This is a genomic window from Flavobacterium sp. KACC 22758, assembly GCF_028736135.1.
Taxonomy (GTDB): Bacteria; Bacteroidota; Bacteroidia; order Flavobacteriales; family Flavobacteriaceae; genus Flavobacterium; species Flavobacterium johnsoniae.
This window is the reverse complement of record NZ_CP117878.1, coordinates 906111-928184: the sequence shown is the minus strand read 5'-3', so window position 1 is coordinate 928184 and position 22074 is coordinate 906111. Positions and strand designations below refer to the sequence as shown.

The 22074-nt window shown below is 35.4% G+C and carries 18 protein-coding genes; 2 read left to right on the top strand and 16 right to left on the bottom strand.

Annotated features, from left to right (window positions below):
• Positions 1 to 78: 78 nt before the first annotated feature.
• The 13 genes from ftsZ to PQ462_RS04025 all read right to left on the bottom strand — a co-directional run bounded on the left by ftsZ (position 79) and on the right by PQ462_RS04025 (position 16120).
• Positions 79 to 2061: a cell division protein FtsZ gene (gene ftsZ / locus PQ462_RS04085; protein WP_274252450.1), complete on the bottom strand. Its 1983-nt coding sequence runs from the start codon at positions 2059 to 2061 to the stop codon at positions 79 to 81.
• Positions 2062 to 2140: 79 nt separating this feature from the next.
• Complete coding sequence (gene ftsA, locus PQ462_RS04080; protein ID WP_149208387.1) at positions 2141 to 3553, bottom strand: cell division protein FtsA; 1413 nt, start codon at positions 3551 to 3553, stop codon at positions 2141 to 2143.
• Between the two features lie 6 nt (positions 3554 to 3559).
• Positions 3560 to 4282, bottom strand: a complete 723-nt coding sequence (locus tag PQ462_RS04075; protein WP_012023888.1) for a cell division protein FtsQ/DivIB — start codon at positions 4280 to 4282, stop codon at positions 3560 to 3562.
• Positions 4269 to 5618 (bottom strand): UDP-N-acetylmuramate--L-alanine ligase, encoded by a 1350-nt coding sequence (gene murC / locus PQ462_RS04070; protein ID WP_274252449.1) that lies wholly within the window; start codon positions 5616 to 5618, stop codon positions 4269 to 4271. Before murC ends, PQ462_RS04075 begins: the two co-directional genes overlap by 14 nt.
• Before the next feature lie 157 nt (positions 5619 to 5775).
• Positions 5776 to 6861, bottom strand: a complete 1086-nt coding sequence (murG, locus tag PQ462_RS04065; protein WP_274252448.1) for an undecaprenyldiphospho-muramoylpentapeptide beta-N-acetylglucosaminyltransferase — start codon at positions 6859 to 6861, stop codon at positions 5776 to 5778.
• A gap of 22 nt (positions 6862 to 6883) precedes the next feature.
• Positions 6884 to 8203: an FtsW/RodA/SpoVE family cell cycle protein gene (locus tag PQ462_RS04060; RefSeq protein ID WP_149208391.1), complete on the bottom strand. Its 1320-nt coding sequence runs from the start codon at positions 8201 to 8203 to the stop codon at positions 6884 to 6886.
• An 89-nt stretch (positions 8204 to 8292) separates the two neighbouring features.
• A complete protein-coding gene (murD, locus tag PQ462_RS04055; protein ID WP_073407775.1) occupies positions 8293 to 9624 on the bottom strand; it encodes a UDP-N-acetylmuramoyl-L-alanine--D-glutamate ligase in 1332 nt (443 codons plus the stop codon).
• On the bottom strand, positions 9625 to 10857 hold the full coding sequence (gene mraY, locus PQ462_RS04050; protein WP_274252447.1) for a phospho-N-acetylmuramoyl-pentapeptide-transferase: 1233 nt from the start codon (positions 10855 to 10857) through the stop codon (positions 9625 to 9627).
• A gap of 78 nt (positions 10858 to 10935) precedes the next feature.
• A complete protein-coding gene (locus tag PQ462_RS04045) occupies positions 10936 to 12399 on the bottom strand; it encodes a UDP-N-acetylmuramoyl-L-alanyl-D-glutamate--2,6-diaminopimelate ligase (protein ID WP_274252446.1) in 1464 nt (487 codons plus the stop codon).
• Positions 12396 to 14405 carry a penicillin-binding protein gene (locus PQ462_RS04040; protein WP_274252445.1) on the bottom strand — a complete coding sequence of 670 codons (2010 nt, stop codon included), beginning with the start codon at positions 14403 to 14405 and terminating at the stop codon, positions 12396 to 12398. Before PQ462_RS04040 ends, PQ462_RS04045 begins: the two co-directional genes overlap by 4 nt.
• Positions 14396 to 14743, bottom strand: coding sequence for an FtsL-like putative cell division protein (locus PQ462_RS04035; RefSeq protein WP_012023880.1), 348 nt, complete (start codon positions 14741 to 14743; stop codon positions 14396 to 14398). The genes PQ462_RS04040 and PQ462_RS04035 overlap by 10 nt, the downstream gene beginning before the upstream one ends.
• Before the next feature lie 20 nt (positions 14744 to 14763).
• A complete protein-coding gene (gene rsmH, locus PQ462_RS04030; RefSeq protein WP_274252444.1) occupies positions 14764 to 15672 on the bottom strand; it encodes a 16S rRNA (cytosine(1402)-N(4))-methyltransferase RsmH in 909 nt (302 codons plus the stop codon).
• Positions 15647 to 16120, bottom strand: a complete 474-nt coding sequence (locus PQ462_RS04025; RefSeq protein WP_044047617.1) for a division/cell wall cluster transcriptional repressor MraZ — start codon at positions 16118 to 16120, stop codon at positions 15647 to 15649. Before PQ462_RS04025 ends, rsmH begins: the two co-directional genes overlap by 26 nt.
• 378 nt (positions 16121 to 16498) lie before the next feature.
• Between PQ462_RS04025 and PQ462_RS04020 the strand changes: the two genes are divergently transcribed.
• Positions 16499 to 17263, top strand: coding sequence for an alpha/beta fold hydrolase (locus PQ462_RS04020; protein ID WP_012023877.1), 765 nt, complete (start codon positions 16499 to 16501; stop codon positions 17261 to 17263).
• Between the two features lie 42 nt (positions 17264 to 17305).
• Positions 17306 to 17938 (top strand): ribosome biogenesis GTP-binding protein YihA/YsxC, encoded by a 633-nt coding sequence (gene yihA / locus PQ462_RS04015; protein WP_012023876.1) that lies wholly within the window; start codon positions 17306 to 17308, stop codon positions 17936 to 17938.
• Between the two features lie 334 nt (positions 17939 to 18272).
• On the opposite strand, the gene PQ462_RS04010 is transcribed toward yihA, so the two are convergent.
• The 3 genes from PQ462_RS04010 to PQ462_RS04000 are packed head-to-tail and all read right to left on the bottom strand — an operon-like array spanning position 18273 to position 22054.
• Positions 18273 to 18683: a hypothetical protein gene (locus PQ462_RS04010; protein WP_274252441.1), complete on the bottom strand. Its 411-nt coding sequence runs from the start codon at positions 18681 to 18683 to the stop codon at positions 18273 to 18275.
• Complete coding sequence (locus PQ462_RS04005) at positions 18680 to 20185, bottom strand: DUF3289 family protein (RefSeq protein ID WP_274252440.1); 1506 nt, start codon at positions 20183 to 20185, stop codon at positions 18680 to 18682. The genes PQ462_RS04010 and PQ462_RS04005 overlap by 4 nt, the downstream gene beginning before the upstream one ends.
• Positions 20186 to 20197: 12 nt before the next feature.
• Positions 20198 to 22054 carry a contractile injection system protein, VgrG/Pvc8 family gene (locus PQ462_RS04000; protein WP_274252439.1) on the bottom strand — a complete coding sequence of 619 codons (1857 nt, stop codon included), beginning with the start codon at positions 22052 to 22054 and terminating at the stop codon, positions 20198 to 20200.
• Between the last annotated feature and the right edge of the window lie 20 nt (positions 22055 to 22074).

Below are 22074 nucleotides of genomic sequence, written 5' to 3'. Positions count from 1 at the left end.
AATTCTGTGCGAAGATAAAAAAAATAACCCGAAAATTAAATCCAATTTTCGGGCTATTCTTATATTAAGATTGTAAAATTAATCTACGTTGTCGTGCAAAAATGAATTATTTGAACGCAATTGCAAATCGTTGTTACTATCTGTTCCAACCGAAATTCTAGAATTTGTATTGTTTGATTGAGAATTCGACAAATCGATTCCTAATCTTTTGTAAGCTGGTTCTTTTTCCAGCTCATCGATTCTTGAAACGTTATTGTGGAATTTATAATTAAATTCTTTTAGTTTCTTTCTTCTTTCTTCAGCTCTTAAACGAAGTGTTTCTTCAATTGTTAATTCCATTGGAGAAACTTCTGAAGTTGTTGTAAAATCTGGCTGGCTTGCAAAATCAGCTCTTGATTTCAACGTAATGTTTAATTCTTCAGGAACAACATCTTCAACCACTTTTTCAACCGGTTTAGAAGTTAGTAAATCGTTCTCAACTTCCATATATTCTTCTAACGAATATTTGATAATTCCTTTGTCAGAAAGTTCCGTTACCGGTACAAATGAAACCGGATCGTTTACTTTTATGTTGCGAGTTTCGTTTGACAGTTCAAAAACAATTTTATTGTCTTGTTCTGCAATTGGTTCTCTTTTAATTTCAGGCTCTGACTTGAAAAGCGGTAAATCAAATGAAAAAGTAGTTTGTTGTTCTTCTCTTTCAAAAGTTCTTTGCTGTACAGGTTTTACTTCCTGAACTGGTTCTGCAGCAGGAGTCGAAATTTTAAAATCAATATCAGTAATTGGCGACACGATTTCAAAAGTTACATCAAGGTTTTTAATGAACTCAGACATCACTACCAATTCTTCCTGATTGATTGTAGGTGTTGTTACCGGAGCAACTGGAGTTTGTACGGGAGCAACCGTATCTTCCATTAATTCAAAAACAATCTTCTCCTCTGATTTTGCAGTAGGTGTTTCTGCATTTAAATCAAATGAAGTAAGCGGTTTGTTTGTTAAATTATGAACACTTCTCTGCTCATCTTCTAACGTATGAATGATTTTTTTAGGCTCTGTATTAACAATTTCGTTTTGTTGTTCAACGTCAAAACCAGTTGCAATAATAGTTACTGCAATAGCTTCACCAAGGCTTTCGTCTTCTCCAACCCCCATGATAATATTGGCATTGTAACCTGCTTCTGCCTGAATGTGATCGTTGATTTCTCCGATTTCGTCAAGCGTTATCTCGTTAGACCCAGAAACGATAAGCAACAATACGTTTTTGGCTCCTGTAATTTTATTGTCATTTAATAATGGTGAATCCAATGCAGATACGATCGCATCTTTTGCTCTGTTTTCTCCTTCTGCCACAGCAGATCCCATAATAGCCGTTCCGCTGTTTGCCAAAACTGTTTTAGCATCGCGTAAATCGATATTTTGAGTATAGTGGTGCGTAATTACTTCGGCAATACCTCTAGAGGCAGTTGCTAAAACTTCATCTGCTTTAGAGAATCCAGCTTTGAAACCAAGATTACCGTAAACTTCTCTTAATTTATTGTTGTTAATTACAATTAAAGAGTCAACTTGTTTGCGTAATTTTTCGATTCCTAAAAGTGCCTGCTCCTGACGTACTTTCCCTTCAAACTGAAACGGAATTGTCACGATACCCACTGTAAGGATTTCTCTTTCTTTTGCTAATTGTGCGATAACGGGAGCTGCACCAGTACCGGTTCCTCCACCCATACCAGCGGTAATAAATACCATTTTAGTGCCGCGGTCTAACATTTTTTCAATGTCGGCAATGCTTTCAATAGCAGACTGCTGTCCTACGTCAGGATTTGCTCCTGCTCCAAGACCTTCTGTTAAATTTACTCCTAACTGAATTTTGTTAGGTACTGAACTGTTCTGCAGTGCTTGTGAATCGGTATTACAAACTATAAAATCTACACCTTTAATACCTTGTTTAAACATGTGGTTGATAGCATTGCTTCCTCCTCCACCTACACCTATTACTTTGATTACATTTGATTGGTTTTTTGGTAAATCAAATGAAATACTTCCAAATTCTGAGTTGCTCATCATCTTTTTGGTTTTTTGAAATTCTTATTTAGTACATTTTTTACTTCTTGACTTGGGGCAAGAAAGTAATCCTTCTCTTTTATTATTCTGCGTTGTCTAAAAAATCCTTGATTTTGTCGACATATCTATCAAAAAATGATCTTCTGATTTTTGTTTCTGTAGATTCTGGTCCGGCCTTTATTGTTTTTACTTCCCTTGCCTGTTCCATAGCTTCTACTTTTTCAACGTAGTTTTCTTCAACTTCGTATCGCTGCTGTTGTACAGGCGGTTCAACGGTTCTGTAAACTACTTTTGGCTGTTCATTGACAACTTCCATTCTAATAGCACTTTGTGTGCTGTTTTCGATGCTGTTCATTACTAAACCAACTGCTGTTGCAAATAACGGGCTGGAGATTTCTTCGCTTGAGTTTCCTGCCAAATGCTCGTTTGGATATCCAATTCTGGTATCCATACCAGTGATATATTCTACTAATTGTTTAATGTGCTTTAATTGTGCACCACCACCAGTAAGAACAATTCCTGCAATTAACTTTTTGCGGGGATCTTCATGTCCGTAAGCTTTGATTTCTGCAAAAACCTGTTCTACGATTTCCACCACACGTGCATGGATAATTTTTGAAAGATTTTTTAATGAAATCTCTTTTGGTTCTCTGCCTCTTAAACCAGGAATAGAAACAATTTCGTTGTCTTTATTTTCTCCCGGCCATGCTGATCCGAATTTTATTTTTAAAAGCTCTGCCTGTTTTTCGATAATCGAACAGCCTTCTTTAATATCATCTGTAATTACATTTCCTCCAAAAGGAATTACAGCTGTATGACGAATAATTCCGTCTTTAAAAATGGCTAAATCGGTTGTTCCGCCTCCGATATCGATAAGCGCAACTCCCGCTTCTTTTTCTTCCTGACTTAAAACAGCATCTGCAGAAGCTAATGGTTCTAATGTTAATCCAGATAATTCGATTCCTGAACTCTGAATACATCTTCCAACGTTTCTGATTGAAGAAGCCTGCCCTACTACAACGTGAAAACTAGATTCTAATCTTCCGCCGTACATTCCAATTGGTTCTTTGATTTCAGATTGTCCGTCGATCTTAAATTCCTGCGGCAGAACGTGAATAATTTCTTCTCCCGGTAACATAGCCAGTTTATTTACCTGATCGATTAAAAGCTGAATATCTTTTTCGCCAATTACTTCTTCCGGATTATTACGGCTGATGTAATCTGTATGCTGAATACTTCTGATGTGCTGCCCGGCGATACCTACAACTACATCTTTTATTTTATAACCTGAATTGTTTTCTGCTTCAAGGATTGCCTGCTGAATAGATTGAATAGTCTGCGTAATGTTGTTTACCACACCACGTGCAACACCAAGACTTTTGGATTTTCCAATACCCAAAATTTCCAATTTACCATACTCATTTTTCTTGCCTATCATGGCAACTATCTTTGTCGTTCCAATATCTAGACCTACTGCAATGTTATCTTTTTCCATCTTCTATTATTTTGTGCAAACTACTTGTTCCGTAAACCTAAGGTCAATTTTATTGTATTTGTATAACGTACTATCTAAAACAGCCTTTTGAAAAAAGGCTTTATAGTTTCTAAATTTTCTATCAACATTCATTGTACGACCAAAATCTATGACGTAATCATAGTTTCGGTTAAACATTTTTAGGCTGCCATTAGGCATAATTTGTATTGCAATGATGTTTTTTCTCAAAAACGCATCGTCGTAAATTGTGCGAAATAAAGCAGCTAAATCTTCGTTATTTTTTTCATTTATTGCCCCAGAAACAAGAGGAACTCGCGCCGTAAAATTATCTGACAAGGGCATTTTATCACCCTCATAGTCAATATAAAAAGAGCGATCACCATTATAGATTCTTGCTATTGGTGTCTTCTGTTTTACTACCGCTTTTAGAACGCCGTCGATACTTACAAAAACATCTGACTTCTCAATCATGTCTTGCGCATCAAGGGTTTTCTCTATCTTATTCAAATCTACTTCATCTTTTCTAATACTGGAAGCGTCTCTTTTATTTTCTATCAACAATTTATTAACCGTTTCCGGCTTTACAAAAAGCGTATTTTCTCCTACAAAAACAACCATAGATTTTTTCAATTTTCTATCTCCATTTCGGTGCTGCGCGAAAGAATATAGAAAAAGAACAAGCCCTAAAATGAGTACTAATCGAATATTTGTCCAATTAAATATTTTCATTCAGCATTTTTTTAATTGATGGTACCATTTCACCAATATCACCAGCTCCTATTGTTACAATTATTGGCGCATCACTGGCTTTGATTTCCGCTAATAAATCTTCTTTTGCAACAATTTTTCTGTTCGGGTTTGTCATTTTACCCAGCAGCCATTGCGATGTAATTCCTTCCATTGGTAATTCGCGTGCCGGATAAATATCCATCAAAAACACTTCATCAAACTGAGACAGGCTTTCGGCAAATCCGTCGGCAAAATCTCTAGTTCTGCTAAACAAATGCGGCTGAAAAACTGCCAGAACTTTACGTCCAGGATATAACTCTCTAACTGCCTGATGAACAGCATTTATTTCTGTTGGATGATGTGCATAATCATCTATATAAACTAACTTATCTGATTTAATTTGATAAGAAAAACGTCTTCTAATTCCATTAAATGAGGCAATAGCTTTTGCAATGGCGTCGGTCGGGGTGCCATACGTTTTCGCCATCGCAATAGCCATTAACCCATTCATTAAATTGTGTTTTCCCGGAAGTCCAAAACGAAGGTCTTTCATAATTTCTGACGGCGTCTGCACATCAAAAACATAATTTCCATCTTCAATTCGAACATTATAAGCTTTATATACTGCATCTTCATTTATAGCACATTGAACGCCTTCAAGAGGTAATTCTTTGGTTATAAACAATTTGCTTTTATCTTCTACTTTCGAGGCAAATTCAATAAACGAAGCCTGAATTGCATCACTTGTTCCATAAATATCCAAATGATCTGCATCCATCGAGGTAACGCAGGCAATATCAGGATGCAAATGAAGGAATGAACGATCAAACTCATCAGCCTCTACTACGGTTACCGTTTTTCCGGTTCCAATTAAATTTGAATTGTAATTTTCTACAATACCACCTACAAAGGCTGTAACATCTGCCCCGCTTTGGTGTAGAATATGTCCTAAAATACTAGATGTTGTGGTTTTACCGTGTGTTCCGGCAACTGCAAAACTAAAAGTATCCTTAGTGATAATTCCTAAAACCTCTGCTCGTTTTTTAATTTGGTAATTTCTTTCAATAAAATAATGCCATTCTGAATGTGAGGCTGGAACCGCAGGCGTAAAAATTACCAGCGTATTCTCTACATAATAATTAGATGGAATTAAATTGATGTTGTCTTCAAAATGAATATCAATACCACTTTCAATCAATTCACTTGTAAGCATAGAAGGCGTTTTATCATAACCGGAAACTTTTTTCCCGATGTATTTGAAATAACGGGCCAAAGCACTCATTCCGATGCCTCCGATACCTATAAAATAAACGTTTTCTATTTGATTTAAATTCATTTTAAAATATGTTTTTTTCGACTTGACTGCCTCTTACTTTTTTGTAAGAAACTAACAATTAATCCTTTACGTTTTCTGAAGTCTTTTCAAGCCTAAATTGCCTAAAATAGCCTTCTTATTTATTTTCTGTGTTGTATAATTTTTATAAAATATTATATTATAACAACTTTTTAATTTGTTCTACTATTACTTTTGTCGCATCCGGGCGAGCCAGTTTTTTAATGTTTGCGCTCAGTTGTTTTTGTTTTCCATCGTCTTTCAGCAGCGCTTCAAAAACAATGCTAAACTCGTTGTCAAGTTCAGATTCTTTCAACAAAATCGCACCTTTTGCTTCTACGATTGCCTGAGCATTTTTAGTTTGGTGATCCTCAGCTACATTAGGAGACGGAATAAAAATTACCGGTTTGCCTACAATACATAATTCTGAAACTGATGATGCTCCTGCTCGTGAAATAATGACATCTGCAGCTGCGTACACAAAATCCATTCTTTCTATAAAATCAACTACTCTTACGTTTTGCTGATTGTATTTTTTGTAATCCTCAAAATATAATTTTCCACACTGCCAGATAATCTGAACGTCCTGCGAAAGGAAATTTTGAAGTTCTTTTTCAATTAACTGATTGATTCTCCTTGCTCCTAAACTTCCTCCTAAAACCAACAGTGTTTTTTTATTTGGATCTAAGCCGTAAAAAGCAATCGCTTCGTCACGTTTTGTATCAATATCAATTAAATCCTGACGTACCGGATTCCCTGTTAAAACGATTTTTTCTTTTGGAAAAAATCTTTCTAAATTTTCATAAGCCACACAAATGGCATTTGCTTTTTTACTCAGCAATTTGTTTGTAATTCCGGGAAAAGAATTCTGTTCCTGAACTACTGTCGGGATTCCTGCAGAACCCGCCGCCTGCAATAATGGCCCGCTGGCAAAACCGCCCGTACCAATTACTACATTGGGTTTGAATTTTTTAATAATTCTTTTTGATTCCAATAAACTAGATGCCAGTTTTAAAGGAAACATCATATTTTGCAAAGTCAGTTTTCGCTGTAATCCGGCAATCCAAAGACCTTTTATTTCGTAACCTGCCTGAGGCACTTTCTGCATTTCCATTTTGTCTTTGGCACCAACAAAAAGAAATTCAGCATCTGGGAATTGCAATTTTAATTCGTTTGCAATCGCAATCGCAGGATAAATATGACCTCCTGTTCCTCCTCCGCTTAGTATGAATTTATACTTTGTCATGACTATACTATTCTATCCCTTTTTATTTATTTAAAACTGCATTCATCGGATTTCTTGAATTGTCTTCGATGGAATACATCGCTTCTTCTTCGTAAATCTCTTCTTTTTCATCAACCGGCAAATCATCTTCCGCCAATTCCTTATCTATTAATCTTTGAAGCGCTTCTTTTCTTCTTGCTTTTTCTTCTTGTTCTTCGGCAATTTCTTCTTCTTTCTTGGTTACACTAATAATAATCCCGAGAGAGAAACAGGTCATCCAGATCGAACTACCTCCGGAACTTATCAACGGAAGCGTTTGTCCTGTTACGGGTAGTAATTCTACTGCAACAGCCATATTAATCATGGCCTGAAATATCATCGGAAATCCGAGGCCGACGACAACTAATTTTCCAAACAAGGTATTGGCTTTATGTGATGCGATCACAAATCGGAATAACAACAATAAATACAGAACTAATATTGAAACCCCGCCTACTAAACCATATTCTTCTACTACAATGGCGTAAATAAAATCGGAAGAAGATTGTGGTAAAAAGTTCTTCTGAACGCTTTTTCCAGGTCCTAATCCTCCTAATTTTCCTGATGCTATTGCAATTTTTGCTTTTTCAATCTGATAATCATCTTCATCGGGCTTATCTGTCGTAAAGTTCATGATACGACTTTCCCATGTTGAAACCCTGCTGAAAAATCTTGATTCCGGGAATGCTTTTGCCACTAAAAGGAAAAATGCTAACATCGCAATTCCTGACCCAATAATAAAAGCAATGTATTTTAACGGATATTTACCAATAAATGTAAGCATCATTACCATTGCAAAAATCAACGCTGTGGTCGAAAAGTTGGCTGGTAATATCAATGCTAAAGTGATAAAAACCGGTATCCAAAGCTGAATAAATGAGGTTTGAAACGGCTCGTTTTCTTCTTTGGTTTTTGACAAATAGCGTGCTACATAAATAAACAATACGCTTGCCGCTAATGTTGATGTCTGAAACGTAATTCCAATGAACGGCACCTGAATCCAACGACTTGCATTTGCTCCTGCAATTACAGTTCCTTTCAACAAAGTATACAATAGCAACAGCCACACTACCGGAAGTGCAATTTTTGAAATTGCCCTGAAATAATGGTACGGTACTTTGTGAACCCAGTAAATAATTAAAAAACCGATGCAGACGTGAGCTAAGTGTTTTACTAAATACCCCAATGTGTTCCCGGTTCCGTGACCTATATACGCCAAGTTACTGCTCGCACTAAAAACAGGCATAAACGAAAACAACGCCAATAAGGCCACGAATGACCATATTACTCTATCTCCTTTTAGTTTGTTAACCAGCTCCTTCATTTGTTGTTTTGTTTCAAGTTTTTTTGTTTCAGGCTTCACGTTTCAGGTGTCGAACTTGAAACCTGAAACGTGAAACTTTAAACTATTTTCTACAAGTTATGAACTGCTTGCTTGAATTGCTTCCCTCTGTCTTCATAGTTTTCGAATAAATCGAAACTTGCGCAGGCTGGAGACAATAAAACAGCATCACCTTTTTCTGTTAATCTTTGAGCAGTTTTTACTGCATCATTCATGTTATTTACTTCAACCATAATATCTACTACAGCTCCAAAAGCGTCAATAATTTTACGGTTGTCGATTCCAAGACAAATAATTGCTTTTACTTTTTCGCGAACTAATGGCATTAATTCGTTGTAATCGTTTCCTTTATCAACCCCACCTACAATCCAAACCGTTGGAACATTCATACTGTCTAAAGCAAAGAAAGTAGCGTTTACATTTGTTGCTTTTGAATCGTTGATATATTGTACATTCTGAATTTTTAATACTTTTTCTAAACGGTGTTCAACACCTTGAAAATTAGATAAACTTTCACGAATCGTTGCATTTCTAATTTGCATCAATTTTGCTACAGAGCTTGCTGCCATTGCGTTTTTCATATTATGTTTTCCTTCTAACGCAATGTGTTCTGTTTCCATTGTAAACTCTTCTTGGTTGATCTTTATTTCCATTTTGTTGTTATTTATAGAAGCCCCTTCATCGAATGTTTTGGTCAATGAAAAAGGAATTAATTTTGCTTTTGTTTTGTTGTTTTTTAACCATTCTGTGCTTGCCTCATCGTCTGCATCGTAAATGAGATAATCACTTTCGGTTTGGTTCATCGTTATTCGAAATTTCGAATTGATATAATTTTCATATTTATATTCGTATCGATCTAAATGATCCGGGCTGATATTGGTTATTATGGCGATATCCGGCCGGTAATCTATTATTCCGTCTAACTGAAAACTGCTTAATTCAAGAACGTATGCGTCGTATTTATTTTCGGCTACCTGCCAGGCAAAACTCTTTCCTATATTTCCTCCCAAACCTACATTGAGTCCGGCCGATTTTAGTAAATGATGCGTAAGCATTGTGGTTGTCGTTTTACCATTACTTCCGGTAATCCCTATCGTTAGTGCTTCTGTAAAAGGTTTTGCAAATTCTATTTCCGAAATCACTTTTACTCCCGCAGCAACCAGCTTTTTTATTATCGGAGATTTATCCGGAATTCCAGGGCTTTTCATCACCACATCAGCATTCAGAATCAAATCTTCGGTATGCTGTTCTTCTTCCCAGTCAATTTTATTAATGATAAGAACTTCTTTATAACTCTCTTTTATCTTTCCAAAATCCGAAACAAAAACGTCGTATCCCTTTTTCTTTCCGAGAATAGCGGTTCCAACCCCGCTTTCTCCTCCACCTAATACCACTAATCTCATCTATCTTAGTTTTAAAGTAACGATTGATAATATGGCTAACATTACGGCAACAATCCAGAAACGGGTCACAATTTTACTTTCATGATATCCCTTTTTCTGATAATGATGATGCAGCGGTGACATCAGAAAAATTCTTCGGCCTTCGCCAAAACGCTTTTTTGTATATTTAAAATAGGTTACCTGAATAATTACTGAAGCACTTTCGGCAAGGAAAATTCCGCAGAATAAAACAATTAATATTTCTTTACGAACTGCAATGGCTAATACGGCAATGATTCCTCCAATTGTTAAACTTCCTGTATCTCCCATAAATACGGATGCGGGAAATGAATTGTACCAAAGAAATCCAATCAATGCTCCAACAAAGGCCGAGATAAAGACGGTCATTTCTCCCGAATTGGGGATGTACATGATATTCAGATAATTTGAAAAAATGATATTTCCTGAAACGAATGTAAATATCCCGAGCGCGAGGACTGAAACTGCGGAGGTTCCGGCGGCAAGACCATCGATTCCGTCCGTCAAATTGGCTCCATTTGAAACCGCTGTGATTATGAAAATCACTACCGGAATAAATACTAACCAAGCCCATTTTTCGTATCCGTCTCCCATAAAAGAAAGAACTTCTGCATAATCAAATTCGTTGTTTTTTACGAAAGGAATTGTTGTTGCTGTAGATTTTTCCTCAACAGGAGCAGGAAGTACAACTGTTGTATTTGCTGCGGTTTTAAAAACATCTGTTTTTCCTGTATCTGTTCTTACTGTAACGGCAGGATTAAAATACAAAACTGCACCAACAATAATTCCAAGACCAACCTGACCAATAACTTTAAAAATTCCTTTTAATCCTTGTTTATCTTTTTTAAATATTTTGATATAATCGTCAACAAAACCAATAGTTCCCATCCACAAAGTAGTTACAATAAGCAACACGATATAAATGTTGTGCAGTCTGGCAAATAACAAAACTGGAACCAATGTGGCAAAAATGATAATCAATCCTCCCATTGTAGGTGTTCCTGCTTTTTCGTTTTGACCCGCAAGACCCAATTCACGTACTGTTTCTCCCACTTGCTGACGACGCAAAAAGTTAATCACCCTTTTACCATAAATAGTTGACAAAAGCAATGAAAGCATGAATGCTAAAGCCGATCTAAAAGTAATGTACTGGAAAACCCCTGTTCCAGGCACATCTAGTGTTTTGTCAAAATATTCAAATAAATAGTACAGCATATTTCTCTATTTTTTAAATTCCAATTTTGAAATTCCAAATTCCAATTGTGTGGTGGTATTTGAACTTAAAATCTTTTATTATTTATTCAGTTGTTCTAAAATTTCTTTTACTGTCTCCATATCATCAAAATGATGGCGAACCCCATTTATTTCCTGATAAGTCTCGTGTCCTTTACCGGCAATTAAAATGATATCTTTTGACTGAGCTAATTGACAAGCTGTTTTAATAGCTTGTTTTCTGTCGGTAATTCTCAGTACTTTTTTATAATTATGACCTTCAACACCTTGTTCCATTTCATCCAAAATCACTTCAGGATCTTCGTTTCTTGGGTTGTCTGATGTTAAAATTGCTTTATCACTAAGATCTGTCGCAATTTTTGCCATAATTGGTCTTTTTGTTTTATCACGATTTCCACCGCATCCTACAACTGTAATCAATTGTTCGTTTTTAGTACGGATATCATTTATCGTTTTTAGAACATTTTCTAATGCATCCGGCGTATGTGCATAATCTACAACAGCTGTAATTCCGTTATCTGATACGATATACTGAAAACGCCCCGAAACACTTTCTAAATCAGACAATAAACGCAACGCTTCTAAACTATCAATTCCTAGCTCTACAGCAGTGCCATAAATCGCTAAAACATTGTAAGCGTTGAAAGTTCCAATTAGTTTTACCCAAACTTCATTATCATTAACTTTCAGTAATAATCCGGATAACTGGCTTTCTAAAATCTGAGCTCTGTAATCTGCATAAGATTTCAAAGCATAAGTCAGTTTTTTAGCTGCAGTATTTTGCAGCATTACTGAACCATTTTTATCATCAATATTTGATAATACAAAAGCAGTTTTTGGCAGAGAATCAAAAAATGATTTTTTTACGTCTCTATATTCAGCAAACGTTGGGTGATAATCTAAGTGATCATGTGAAAGATTCGTGAAAATTCCGCCCACAAAATGCAAAGCTTCAGTACGTTTTTGATGGATTCCGTGTGAACTTACTTCCATAAAACAATGCGTAACTCCTGCTTCAGCCATTTCATTTAAATAATGATTTATGGTTAAAGAATCTGGTGTTGTATGTGTCGCTGGATATTCTGTTTTATCAACTACGATTTTTACTGTTGATAATAAGCCGACTTTAAAGCCTGCTTTTTCAAACAGCTGAAACAATAATGATGCAATTGTCGTTTTTCCGTTTGTACCTGTTACGCCGACTAATTTTAGTTTTGCAGATGGATCTCCAAAATAATTAGCAGCCATAAAAGCCAAAGCTGTATTGGTATCTTTTACCTGAATATAAGTGACGTCTTTCTCAATATTTTGAGGAAGTTTGTCGCAGATAATAGCTTTTGCACCTAACTGAATTGCTTTTTCAATATAATCGTGTCCATCAGAAAGCGAACCGCGAATTGCCACAAAAACATCATTTGATTCTACTTTGCGTGAATCAAATTCAATTTTCTGAATATCAATATCTGTTGAACCTGTTACAGATTCAATAGATACTTTATATAATATGTCTTTTAATACTTTCACGATAATTCTAATACAATTGTTGTGTTTTTGCTAATACTGGTTCCGGCTTGAATCGATTGATTTTTTACTTTCCCCATTCCATTTACTTTTACTTTCAAACCTAAATTCTCCAGCAAAGCAATCGCATCCATTCCCGGCATTCCTTTTAAATTAGGAATCTGGCTTAATTTTTTATTAGCCTCTTTTTCATATTTTTCATAACTGATTTCTTGTTTTGCAATTTTAGAATCCAGTTGTTTTATTTTATTGGTTGATGGCGCATCTGTAAATATTTTTTGAGCGATTCTTTTAAAAACCGGTCCTGCAACGTCTGCCCCGTAATAATTATTTCTAGCTGTATTAGGTTTGTGAACCACTACAATACAAGAATATTTTGGATGATCTGCCGGAAAATATCCAACGAAAGAAGACGCATAATACAATGCTGATTTCCCTTCTTTCCCGCCGTAATTAACCTGAGCTGTTCCTGTTTTTCCTGCCATTGAAAAATCTTTCGAATACAGTTTAGAACCCGTTCCTTTTTTAACCACATTTTGCAAAACCGCTCTAACTTTCTTCAAGGTTTCAGGCGAGCAGACTCTTGGGTTTATTACTTCGACATCAAACTTTTTAATTGTTTTATTCCATTCTTTAATTTCAGATACAAACTGCGGTTTAACCATTACACCATCATTTGCAACTGAATTGTAAAATGCCAGTGTCTGCATTGGCGTAACCGAAACATTATATCCAAAAGCCATCCACGGAAGTGTAGTTCCTGACCAATGTTTGTCACCCGGCTGCGGAATATAAGGTCTTCCTTCTCCTTTAAAATGCAAGCCCAAAGTTTTATTTAATCCCCAGCTTTTGATATGATTTACAAACTTCGATGGATTATTTTTGTAATTTTCATAAACAGCCTGAACCATTACGGTGTTTGACGAAAGCTCGAATCCGCGGGCTAATGAAACTTTTCCATAACCGCCATGATGCGAATCGCGTACTGATTTTCCGTAATATTTAACTACACCACCCTGACTATCATAGACCTTACTTGTATCTGCCACTTTATCTTCTAAAATCGCCATTAAATCAACTAGTTTAAAAGTCGATCCGGGTTCCTGAGATTCAGCAATAGCATAATTTGTTGTTTCGTAATATGATCCGTCTTCTGCTCTTCCTAAATTTGAAATTGCTTTTACATGACCTGTTTGTGTTTCCATTACCACAACACAACCGTGATCTGCTTCGTAATCTTCTAATTGTTTTAATAAAGCGTGATGTGCAATATCCTGAATAAAAACATCTATAGTCGAAATTACATCGTAACCGTCAATTGGATCTACTTCGTTTACATCACGAATCGGTTTCCACTGTCCTTTTGCGATTTTCTGTTTTAGAATTTTTCCGTCTTTTCCGTTTAGATAGTTTTTAAAAGCCCATTCTATTCCTTTTCCAACTTCAACTCCGGTTGCCGGGTCAATTCGGTCGTAACCAATTGTTCTTTCAGCAATTTTACCTATCGGATGTTTTCTAACAGTTTCCTGCTCTACGATAATTCCGCCTTTAAAAGCGCCTAAATTGAATAATGGAAAGCCTTTAATTTTTACATATTCGGTATAACTTAAGTTACGGGCAATTAAATAATAACGGTTTTTATTGGCTCTCGCCTTTCTTAATTCTTTTTCGTAATAACCTGATGGTCTGTCTAAAACAGTTTCCAGAGAATCTGACAATTGTTTTACATACTTCTCAAAAGTTTCTGTTTTTGGCGCTTTTGCATCAAAACGAATTTCATAATTTGGAATTGATGTTGCCAGTAAACTCCCGTCAGCCGAATAAATATTTCCTTTATTTGCCGGAATTACAAAGTTTCTTACTGTACGCTGTTTCGCCAGTTTTCTGTAATAATCTCCTTCAACCCATTGAATATTGGTTAATTTAACGACAATAGCAATTGCCATCAAAAAGATGAAAACTGCTACGAGGTAAATTCTGTAGGATATATGTTTATCGTCTACTGCCATATTCTTTTAAAGAAACTTTTTTCTTCTTCTTTTTTAACTTCTATTTTTACAGGAGGCACCGTTGATGGAAAAATCTGCTTTTCGAGCATTTTATCCGATATCGTCGACTCCATTTTCAGCTTCATTAATTCTGAACGTCGATCTACAAATTCTGATCTTAGTTCTTTCACTTCATTGTTTAGTTTTGCTATTTCAAAAACCTTTTGCTCGTATCGTTGTGTATTTGCAATCATCAGAATCGCAAGCAGAATTATAAAAACAATGAAACGCCAGTTTTTTACGGCATCGTCGTTTATTAGAAATCTTGCTTTTAATATGCTGAATACTCCACTTTTCATTTTCTACCTATATATATGTATTATATCTTTTCGGCAATTCTCAATTTTGCACTTCTTGCTCTATTGTTAATTTTGATTTCCTCATCATCCGGAACAATCAGTTTTCCTATTGTTTTAAACGGCACCGAGAAGTTTCCGTAAAAATCTCTCTCTGGCTCTCCTTCAAACATTCCGTTTTTAATAAATCTTTTTACCAGCCTGTCTTCTAAAGAGTGGTATGAGATTACAGAGAATCTTCCGCCCGGTTTTAAAATTTCAAGAGACTGTTCTATAAATTCTTTTAAAACATCCATTTCCTGATTTACCTCGATTCGAATAGCCTGATAGATTTGAGCCAATATTTTATTTCGAACTTTCTCCGGTAAATATTTTTTCAAAACTTCTTTTAATTCATCTGTCGTTTTTATTGGTCTATGATGTCTGGCTTCTACAATTGTTCTTGCCAGCACTGGCGCATTTTTCAATTCCCCATAATCAAAAAAAACACGACGTAAATCCTGTTCTTCATATTCATTTACCACCCGGTAAGCATTTAAGTCATTTTTTTGACTCATCCGCATATCCAGCTCAGCATCGAATCTTGTTGAGAAACCTCTCTCCGGAACATCGAACTGATGTGATGAAACTCCTAAATCTGCCAAGATTCCATCTACAGCTTTTATTCCATGAAAACGAAGAAATCTTTTTATAAATCTAAAATTCTCATTAATTAAGGTAAACCTTTCATCAGGCAGCGCATTTGTCAGCGCATCTTCATCCTGATCAAAAGCAAACAATTTTCCGTTTGGCCCTAAACGTCTCAAAATTTCTTTTGAGTGCCCGCCGCCGCCAAACGTTACATCTACATAAATGCCGTCTGGCTTAATATCTAAACCATCAACCGTTGGATGAAGTAAAACCGGATTATGATATTCCATTGTCGTCGTCATTAATATTTCCCATTACTTCCTCGGCTAAATCGGCAAAATCCATATCTTCGCCGCTTATTGATTTTTCGTATAAATCTTTATCCCAAATTTCCACAATATTAACCGCAGATGAAAAAACCACATCTTTAGAAATACCTGAAAATGTCACCAAATCTTTTGGCACTAACAATCTTCCCAATGCATCAATTTCTACCACTTTAACACCAGCAGTAAATCTTCGGATGAAATCATTGTTCTTTTTTACAAAACGATTCAACTTGTTAATTTTCGCCATCATCAAATTCCATTCATCCATTGGATACAATTCTAAACACTGTTGAAACACCGAGCGCTTCAAGACAAAACCGTCCTGAAGTGACGAAGCCAATTGCTTTTTTAAAGGCGCAGGTATCATTAACCTCCCTTTTGCATCGACTTTACACTCATATGTCCCTACAATTGTATTCAAGAAAAACTACTTAACATGTTATACAGCAAAAATATAAAAAATTTTACCACATATTACCACTTACTACCACTTTGTTGATAAGTTTAAGCCATTTACTACCACTTTACATAAACATTGATCAATCAACACTTTAGATATTAATCAGCCTGCAGAATGATTCTTTTAACAATTAAAAAAATTAAGTAGCATTTCTCTTAAAAAATTAATTATAATGCAATGAATTTAACATTTACATAATATTCGCAAAACTGTTTTAAAAGCTGATTTTTAAACAGTTATAAGTTCTACTAAAATTATGTAGTTAAAAAATGGCAGCAAAAATCCATTTTTATTTATTTAACCCTATATTTGTCGAAATTGAAATTGGCATTAGATTAGATGGACAAACACTATAAAAAAGAAGGCAAATACAGCTATTTTGAAGCAGGAGAAGGAACCCCTATCGTTATTTTGCATGGGTTAATGGGAGGTCTAAGTAACTTTGATGGTGTAGCACAATATTTCCCAACGAAAGGATATAAAGTTGTTATTCCGGATTTGCCAATATACACACAAAGCATTTTAAAAACGAACGTAAAAAGTTTTGCTAAATACGTTAAAGATTTCATCACTTTTAAAGGTTTCGACAAAGTAATTCTTCTTGGAAATTCTCTGGGAGGACATATCGCCTTGTATCATACAAAGCTTTATCCTGAAAAAGTTGCCGGACTTGTAATTACAGGAAGTTCAGGACTTTATGAAAGCGCAATGGGAGACAGTTACCCTAGAAGAGGCGATTATGAGTACATTAAAAAGAAAGCTGAAGATGTATTTTATGATCCGAAAATTGCAACTCCGGAGCTTATTGATGAAGTATATGCGACTGCCAATGACCGCATAAAACTGATTAAAACGTTAACAATTGCCAAGAGCGCAATTCGTCATAATATGGCCAAAGATTTACCAAAAATGACAGTTGACACCTGCATCATTTGGGGTAAAAATGACTCAGTAACGCCTCCAAATGTTGCTGAAGAATTTGACAAATTATTGCCTAATTCAAGTTTGTACTGGATTGACAAATGTGGACACGCTGCTATGATGGAGCATCCTCAGGAATTTAATGAAATTCTTGAGAAATGGCTTACCGAAAAGAATTTATAGCATCTAACTTTCGATTTAAAGGAGGTTTTAAAACCAAAGAACATGAAAATTAATACCGCCGAATTTATTGTCAGTAATTCTGATGCAGCAAAATGCCCGAAAGATTTTTTGCCGGAATACGCATTTATAGGCCGATCAAATGTTGGAAAATCATCGTTGATAAACATGATTACCAACCATAAAAACTTAGCAAAAACATCTGGAAAACCTGGAAAAACCCAGCTTATAAATCATTTCAAAATCAACAATAATTGGTTTTTGGTCGATTTGCCCGGTTATGGATATGCTAAGGTTTCAAAAAAAACAAAATCAATTTTCCAGCAGTTTATTACTGATTATTTTGAAAACAGAGAACAGTTAGTATGCGCTTTTGTTTTGATTGATATTCGTCATGAAGCCCAAAAAATAGACATTGAATTTATGTCGTATATGGGTGAAAGTGAAATTCCGTTCTGCATTATTTTTACCAAAGCAGACAAAATTAGTAAAGGAAAAATCGATTCACATATTGCAGCTTACCGCAAACAGATGTATGCCAACAACTGGGCAGAAATGCCTCAGTATTTTGTAACCTCATCAACAGAATCTATTGGAAAAGATGAACTCTTGACCTATATAGATGAAGTAAACCAAGAGGTTTTTAAAAACAACAGCGGTTTTTTAAATTCGATTTAAGAAGTTAAATTCCCACAATAAAAAAATCCCAAATTCCGTTTGAAGCAATTGGAATTTGGGATTTTTATTTTTTTAAAGAAAAATCTTAAAACTATATATTTAAAACTATATTTGAAGCAAATCAATTATAGCGTATAGGTAATTTTAAATTAATTTATTTAGTATTCAGTTTTGTTTTTCTTTTTATTTTTTCATCTTGCCAATCGCCACATTATATGTTTATGACAGGCTAACTGCGTAAATATCGTTTTCGGTTTTTAATTCCTTTATAATTACTTCTGTTGCCCAAATATCGTTGAGCGCAATGGTTTCGCCTCGTAATACGTTCCAGTTTTTAATCACATTTATAAATAATGGTATCAGCCTTAAAAGGACTTTTAGTAAATAATTCCCCAACTAACTTTGTCGTATCGTTTTTACATTTTGTAATAATGAATGTTCCTAAATTATCTTCCGGATAATTACTCAATTCTTCACTTGAAAAACCTCCTGGGTCTTCTTCGGTATCTAAAAAATATTTAGTATTCCAAGAATACTTATAAAAATCTAAATGAGTAAATCGTTTTCCTATTTTAGGAGGATTTTTTATTAAAAAAAAAGTAATTTCTTTTTTTAACAAAGTATCCTCTTTAGGAGGATTTTTTATTAAAAAAAGATTTGAATAAACTTTAGATTGGATAAATTCTGTTTTTCTAGTACACGAAAAAGAAAAAAGAATAATAAAAATTATAAATATTTTTTTCATAAATCAAATTTAAACTGTTTGTCAAACTGTATTTTCGTCAAAAAAGGTTTGTAACCAAAAAGATGCTGCAATACAAACCATGCCCTAAAGCCGGAACCGTAGGAATAAAATTTTTCCATATCTGGACTATCCAGCCCAAAATGATCCCATAAGGTTACATGATAATGTACTGTACAGCTGTCACCTTCCGTTTTTATTTCTTTCAAGACTACTTCTGTTGCCCATATATCATTTAAAGCTATCGTTTCTCCTCGAAGTACATTCCAATTTTTTTTCCAAGTATACGCAGGACTTTTAAAATCTCTCTTTCCTATTTTACTTCTGTCACCTTTTGAATTAAAAAAAACAATATTCTTACTACCGTTTTCAATCTCTTCTATTCTAAAATAAGGTTCTTTATCCTCCACTTCTTCCAGTTTTGCGCTTTTTTGTTTAAGCTGGCTTGCGATGTATTTTTCTACTTCATTGCAATAAGCCTCTGTAGCAGGATTGTTAATTATGGCTTTAGCAAGCATTTCGTTTTCATATACGCCACCTGTATTTTCCTTAAATTTTTTAATCATTAAATCTATATTCGTAGAGAGATCACCGCTGGAAAGATTATCTTTTGCCATATTTCTAAAGTCTATCCACAGCAGGTCTTCGTTATGCGAATTGGCTGAGCGCTCCATTAATGTGCCTAAGTTTTTTATTTCGGCAGTAGTATAAATGGCTTTACTGCTTGTATTGAGATTCGCATATTTTGCATGTCTAGTTTCATCAAAACCAAATACGGTATATTCCTGTATATAAGTGTCAATATCAGAAAATATCGGTCTTGCATCTGGTATTCCTTTACCAAAAGTCATATCATCGGCAACATCGGTACCTTCTAGATTTAAGCCGGGCATTTTGTAACGGTCAATAACCAGCGCGCCAAGTTTTAAATATTGGGTTGGGCGCGCTGGTAAATCAATAGTTTCTATTCCTGTTTTGCCATTATAGGTACACTTAAAATAAAGTTCAAAAATCTTGTCCTTGTCAAGTTTGTCTGTAAGTTTTTCAAGATTGGTACTCGTAAAAACTAGAACCGTCTTTCCGTTTTCACCTATTGTTTCAGTATTGTATAATGCACCAGATTTTGATCTTGCCAGTTCGATATGATCGTCTGTGGTTTTTACAAGATCAAAAGGATAATAATATTTGTCATCGTCATACAATCCAAATTCAAATGTATCTCCCACGGTTGCATATTCTATATCAAACTCGATATGAAATTTAAGTTTTTGCCCATAAACAGCCCTCGTAATAGGTTCGTCTTTATGATTGGTCCAGTAGCCTTTTTTAAAATAATTTCCTAGTTTTAGCTCAGGAGCAGTTTCTGGATTTCCGTAAATAATCTCACCATCGCAAGACTCATGAATATGCCCTCCTGCACTTGTAGTAATATTTTCACCAGAAAAAACATCATGATCTCCTACGCTTGTTTTTATGATCTCGCTTTCAGAATATCGTAATCTCATATTTATTGAGTATTAATTATGTGTAGAATTCTCGCCGCTATTATTGTTGAGATTTTTTTGCGCATGTTTTCTAATAGAGCCTTCACTGCTGGTATCAACTCCTTTTGCTCCATATTCTTGTCGCTCTTTTTCAGTATGCGATTCTATTTTTCCTTTTACATATTCTTTAAAACTGCCTGTTACATTCACCATAAAATCAATACCTATTTTAATAAATTTTGAGCCTGTAATTTTTTCAGTATAATCTCCTCCAATTGTATCGGTTTTATGCTGACCAATATTGACATCCATATTCTGTCCTGCGTTTATGCTTATATTTTCTCCTGCATTAATGGTAAAATTCTTAGGAGCATCGACAGTTGTATTTCCGTTTCCATCCATAAAATACTTATTGCCGCTTGGATCTTCAATAGAAACACTTCCATCGGCATCATTCATTATGCTTGTAATTCCAGAACGGGTTTTCATGACCTTTAAATCATTATTTGGTGTGCTGAAACAGCTTTTTTCTTTTCTGCTGGTTATGGTTCCTATTGCAATAGGCAGTTCGGCATTATTGCCCTGAAAATCTACAAAAACTGTATCGCCAATTTCCGGCAGCGTATGGCTTCCCCTGGCATCACCTCCGTATTTCTGCACGAAGGGAATATAAGGAGTGGTTTCGCCTTTGGCTTCCTGCCACGGCATCTGCACCTGTATGCCGCTGAGTCCGTCCGGGTCTGCATTGCCCGTTACAACAGCGGTCTGGCTTCTGCAGAACGGCACTAAATCAGGATCGGTCTGGGGAGAGAATACAGAACCGTTAAAGTTTACAGCTGTAAAATAATTTTCATAACCGCCTCCGTCGTCGCAAATGTGGGTTATCTGCGTTACTCGGTAGGAGCTTTCCAGCTGTACGTCGACACCTGCTATCCTGACTTCGTTTCCTATCGTAATTCCCGGAACTTCGCTTGAGGCTTTTACTTCTGTTAAACGGCTTAGAATTTCGCGCATTTTGTTTTTGGCATATTCTTCTGAGGATCGTCGTGCATATCCTCCAACAGGATTCTGGTTGAGCTGTATTATGGTTTCTTTATTAAAGAACTCATTAGACTTATTTAAAAAATTCTGCTGAAAACCGTCGGCTTCCCTTCTGTATTTTAAGGTTTCATCGGTTCTGTAACTGCCGTCGCGGTTGTCATTTTCTATTACTTTGTACATTGCCGGCAGGAGTTTAATGGTATAATCAAAATCCTGCATGTTTACCCCGTAAACTAATTGCGGCTGTCCGCCCACACCGCCGGGGCTTCCAAAAACAGTTGTGCGTCCGTTATAATACAGCCAGTGTCCATTTCTTTTTGCCAGACGGTTTAGAAAAGAGAAATTACTTTCGTTATACTGCACCGTATAAGGCAGGTTTTCTAAGTAAAATGGTCTTACATCCATATCAATATCACAGCCTGATTTTACTTTGGTTACAATATCGCTCAGGGTCATATTGGTAAAAGAATTGCATTCGGGACCGTTTTCCAGTGCTATCGTGGAGCTTTTTCCTTTTACTACGATAGTTTCTTCTATATTTTTTACATTGGATTTCTGCAGTTTCACTTTGGTTACCACACCATAAAACTGCATGGTATAATGTTTAAGGTCTGCGCCAATCATAAGATCTTCCAGACCGTCTATAGGTTTTATTTCGATGCTGATTTTCTCGCCGTACAGTTTCTGGGAAAAAGGCATCACACTTTTAAACTCGTCTACTAATAAATCCTGTCGTACTTCAAATGAAAAAGTATGATGATCGTGGATGGTTTGAAAAATTTTTAATTTATTGAAATTGGTAATCCTGATTTCGCCTACTTTAATAGTGGTTATTGTTTGTAATGCCATGGTCGTTGTTAGTTAAGATG

Excerpts from the sequence above, each read along its gene's own strand:
- PQ462_RS04040 (WP_274252445.1), bottom strand. The coding sequence starts at position 14,405 with ATGGCAGTAGACGATAAACATATATCCTACAGAATTTACCTCGTAGCA.
- PQ462_RS04035 (WP_012023880.1), bottom strand. The coding sequence starts at position 14,743 with ATGAAAAGTGGAGTATTCAGCATATTAAAAGCAAGATTTCTAATAAAC.
- PQ462_RS04005 (WP_274252440.1), bottom strand. The coding sequence starts at position 20,185 with ATGAGATTACGATATTCTGAAAGCGAGATCATAAAAACAAGCGTAGGA.
- PQ462_RS04000 (WP_274252439.1), bottom strand. The coding sequence starts at position 22,054 with ATGGCATTACAAACAATAACCACTATTAAAGTAGGCGAAATCAGGATT.
- PQ462_RS04075 (WP_012023888.1), bottom strand. The coding sequence starts at position 4,282 with ATGAAAATATTTAATTGGACAAATATTCGATTAGTACTCATTTTAGGG.
- murG (WP_274252448.1), bottom strand. The coding sequence starts at position 6,861 with ATGACAAAGTATAAATTCATACTAAGCGGAGGAGGAACAGGAGGTCAT.
- mraY (WP_274252447.1), bottom strand. The coding sequence starts at position 10,857 with ATGCTGTACTATTTATTTGAATATTTTGACAAAACACTAGATGTGCCT.
- ftsZ (WP_274252450.1), bottom strand. The coding sequence starts at position 2,061 with ATGATGAGCAACTCAGAATTTGGAAGTATTTCATTTGATTTACCAAAA.
- murC (WP_274252449.1), bottom strand. The coding sequence starts at position 5,618 with ATGAATTTAAATCAAATAGAAAACGTTTATTTTATAGGTATCGGAGGC.
- rsmH (WP_274252444.1), bottom strand. The coding sequence starts at position 15,672 with ATGACGACGACAATGGAATATCATAATCCGGTTTTACTTCATCCAACG.
- ftsA (WP_149208387.1), bottom strand. The coding sequence starts at position 3,553 with ATGGAAAAAGATAACATTGCAGTAGGTCTAGATATTGGAACGACAAAG.
- PQ462_RS04060 (WP_149208391.1), bottom strand. The coding sequence starts at position 8,203 with ATGAAGGAGCTGGTTAACAAACTAAAAGGAGATAGAGTAATATGGTCA.
- PQ462_RS04020 (WP_012023877.1), top strand. The coding sequence starts at position 16,499 with ATGGACAAACACTATAAAAAAGAAGGCAAATACAGCTATTTTGAAGCA.
- PQ462_RS04010 (WP_274252441.1), bottom strand. The coding sequence starts at position 18,683 with ATGAAAAAAATATTTATAATTTTTATTATTCTTTTTTCTTTTTCGTGT.
- murD (WP_073407775.1), bottom strand. The coding sequence starts at position 9,624 with ATGAGATTAGTGGTATTAGGTGGAGGAGAAAGCGGGGTTGGAACCGCT.
- yihA (WP_012023876.1), top strand. The coding sequence starts at position 17,306 with ATGAAAATTAATACCGCCGAATTTATTGTCAGTAATTCTGATGCAGCA.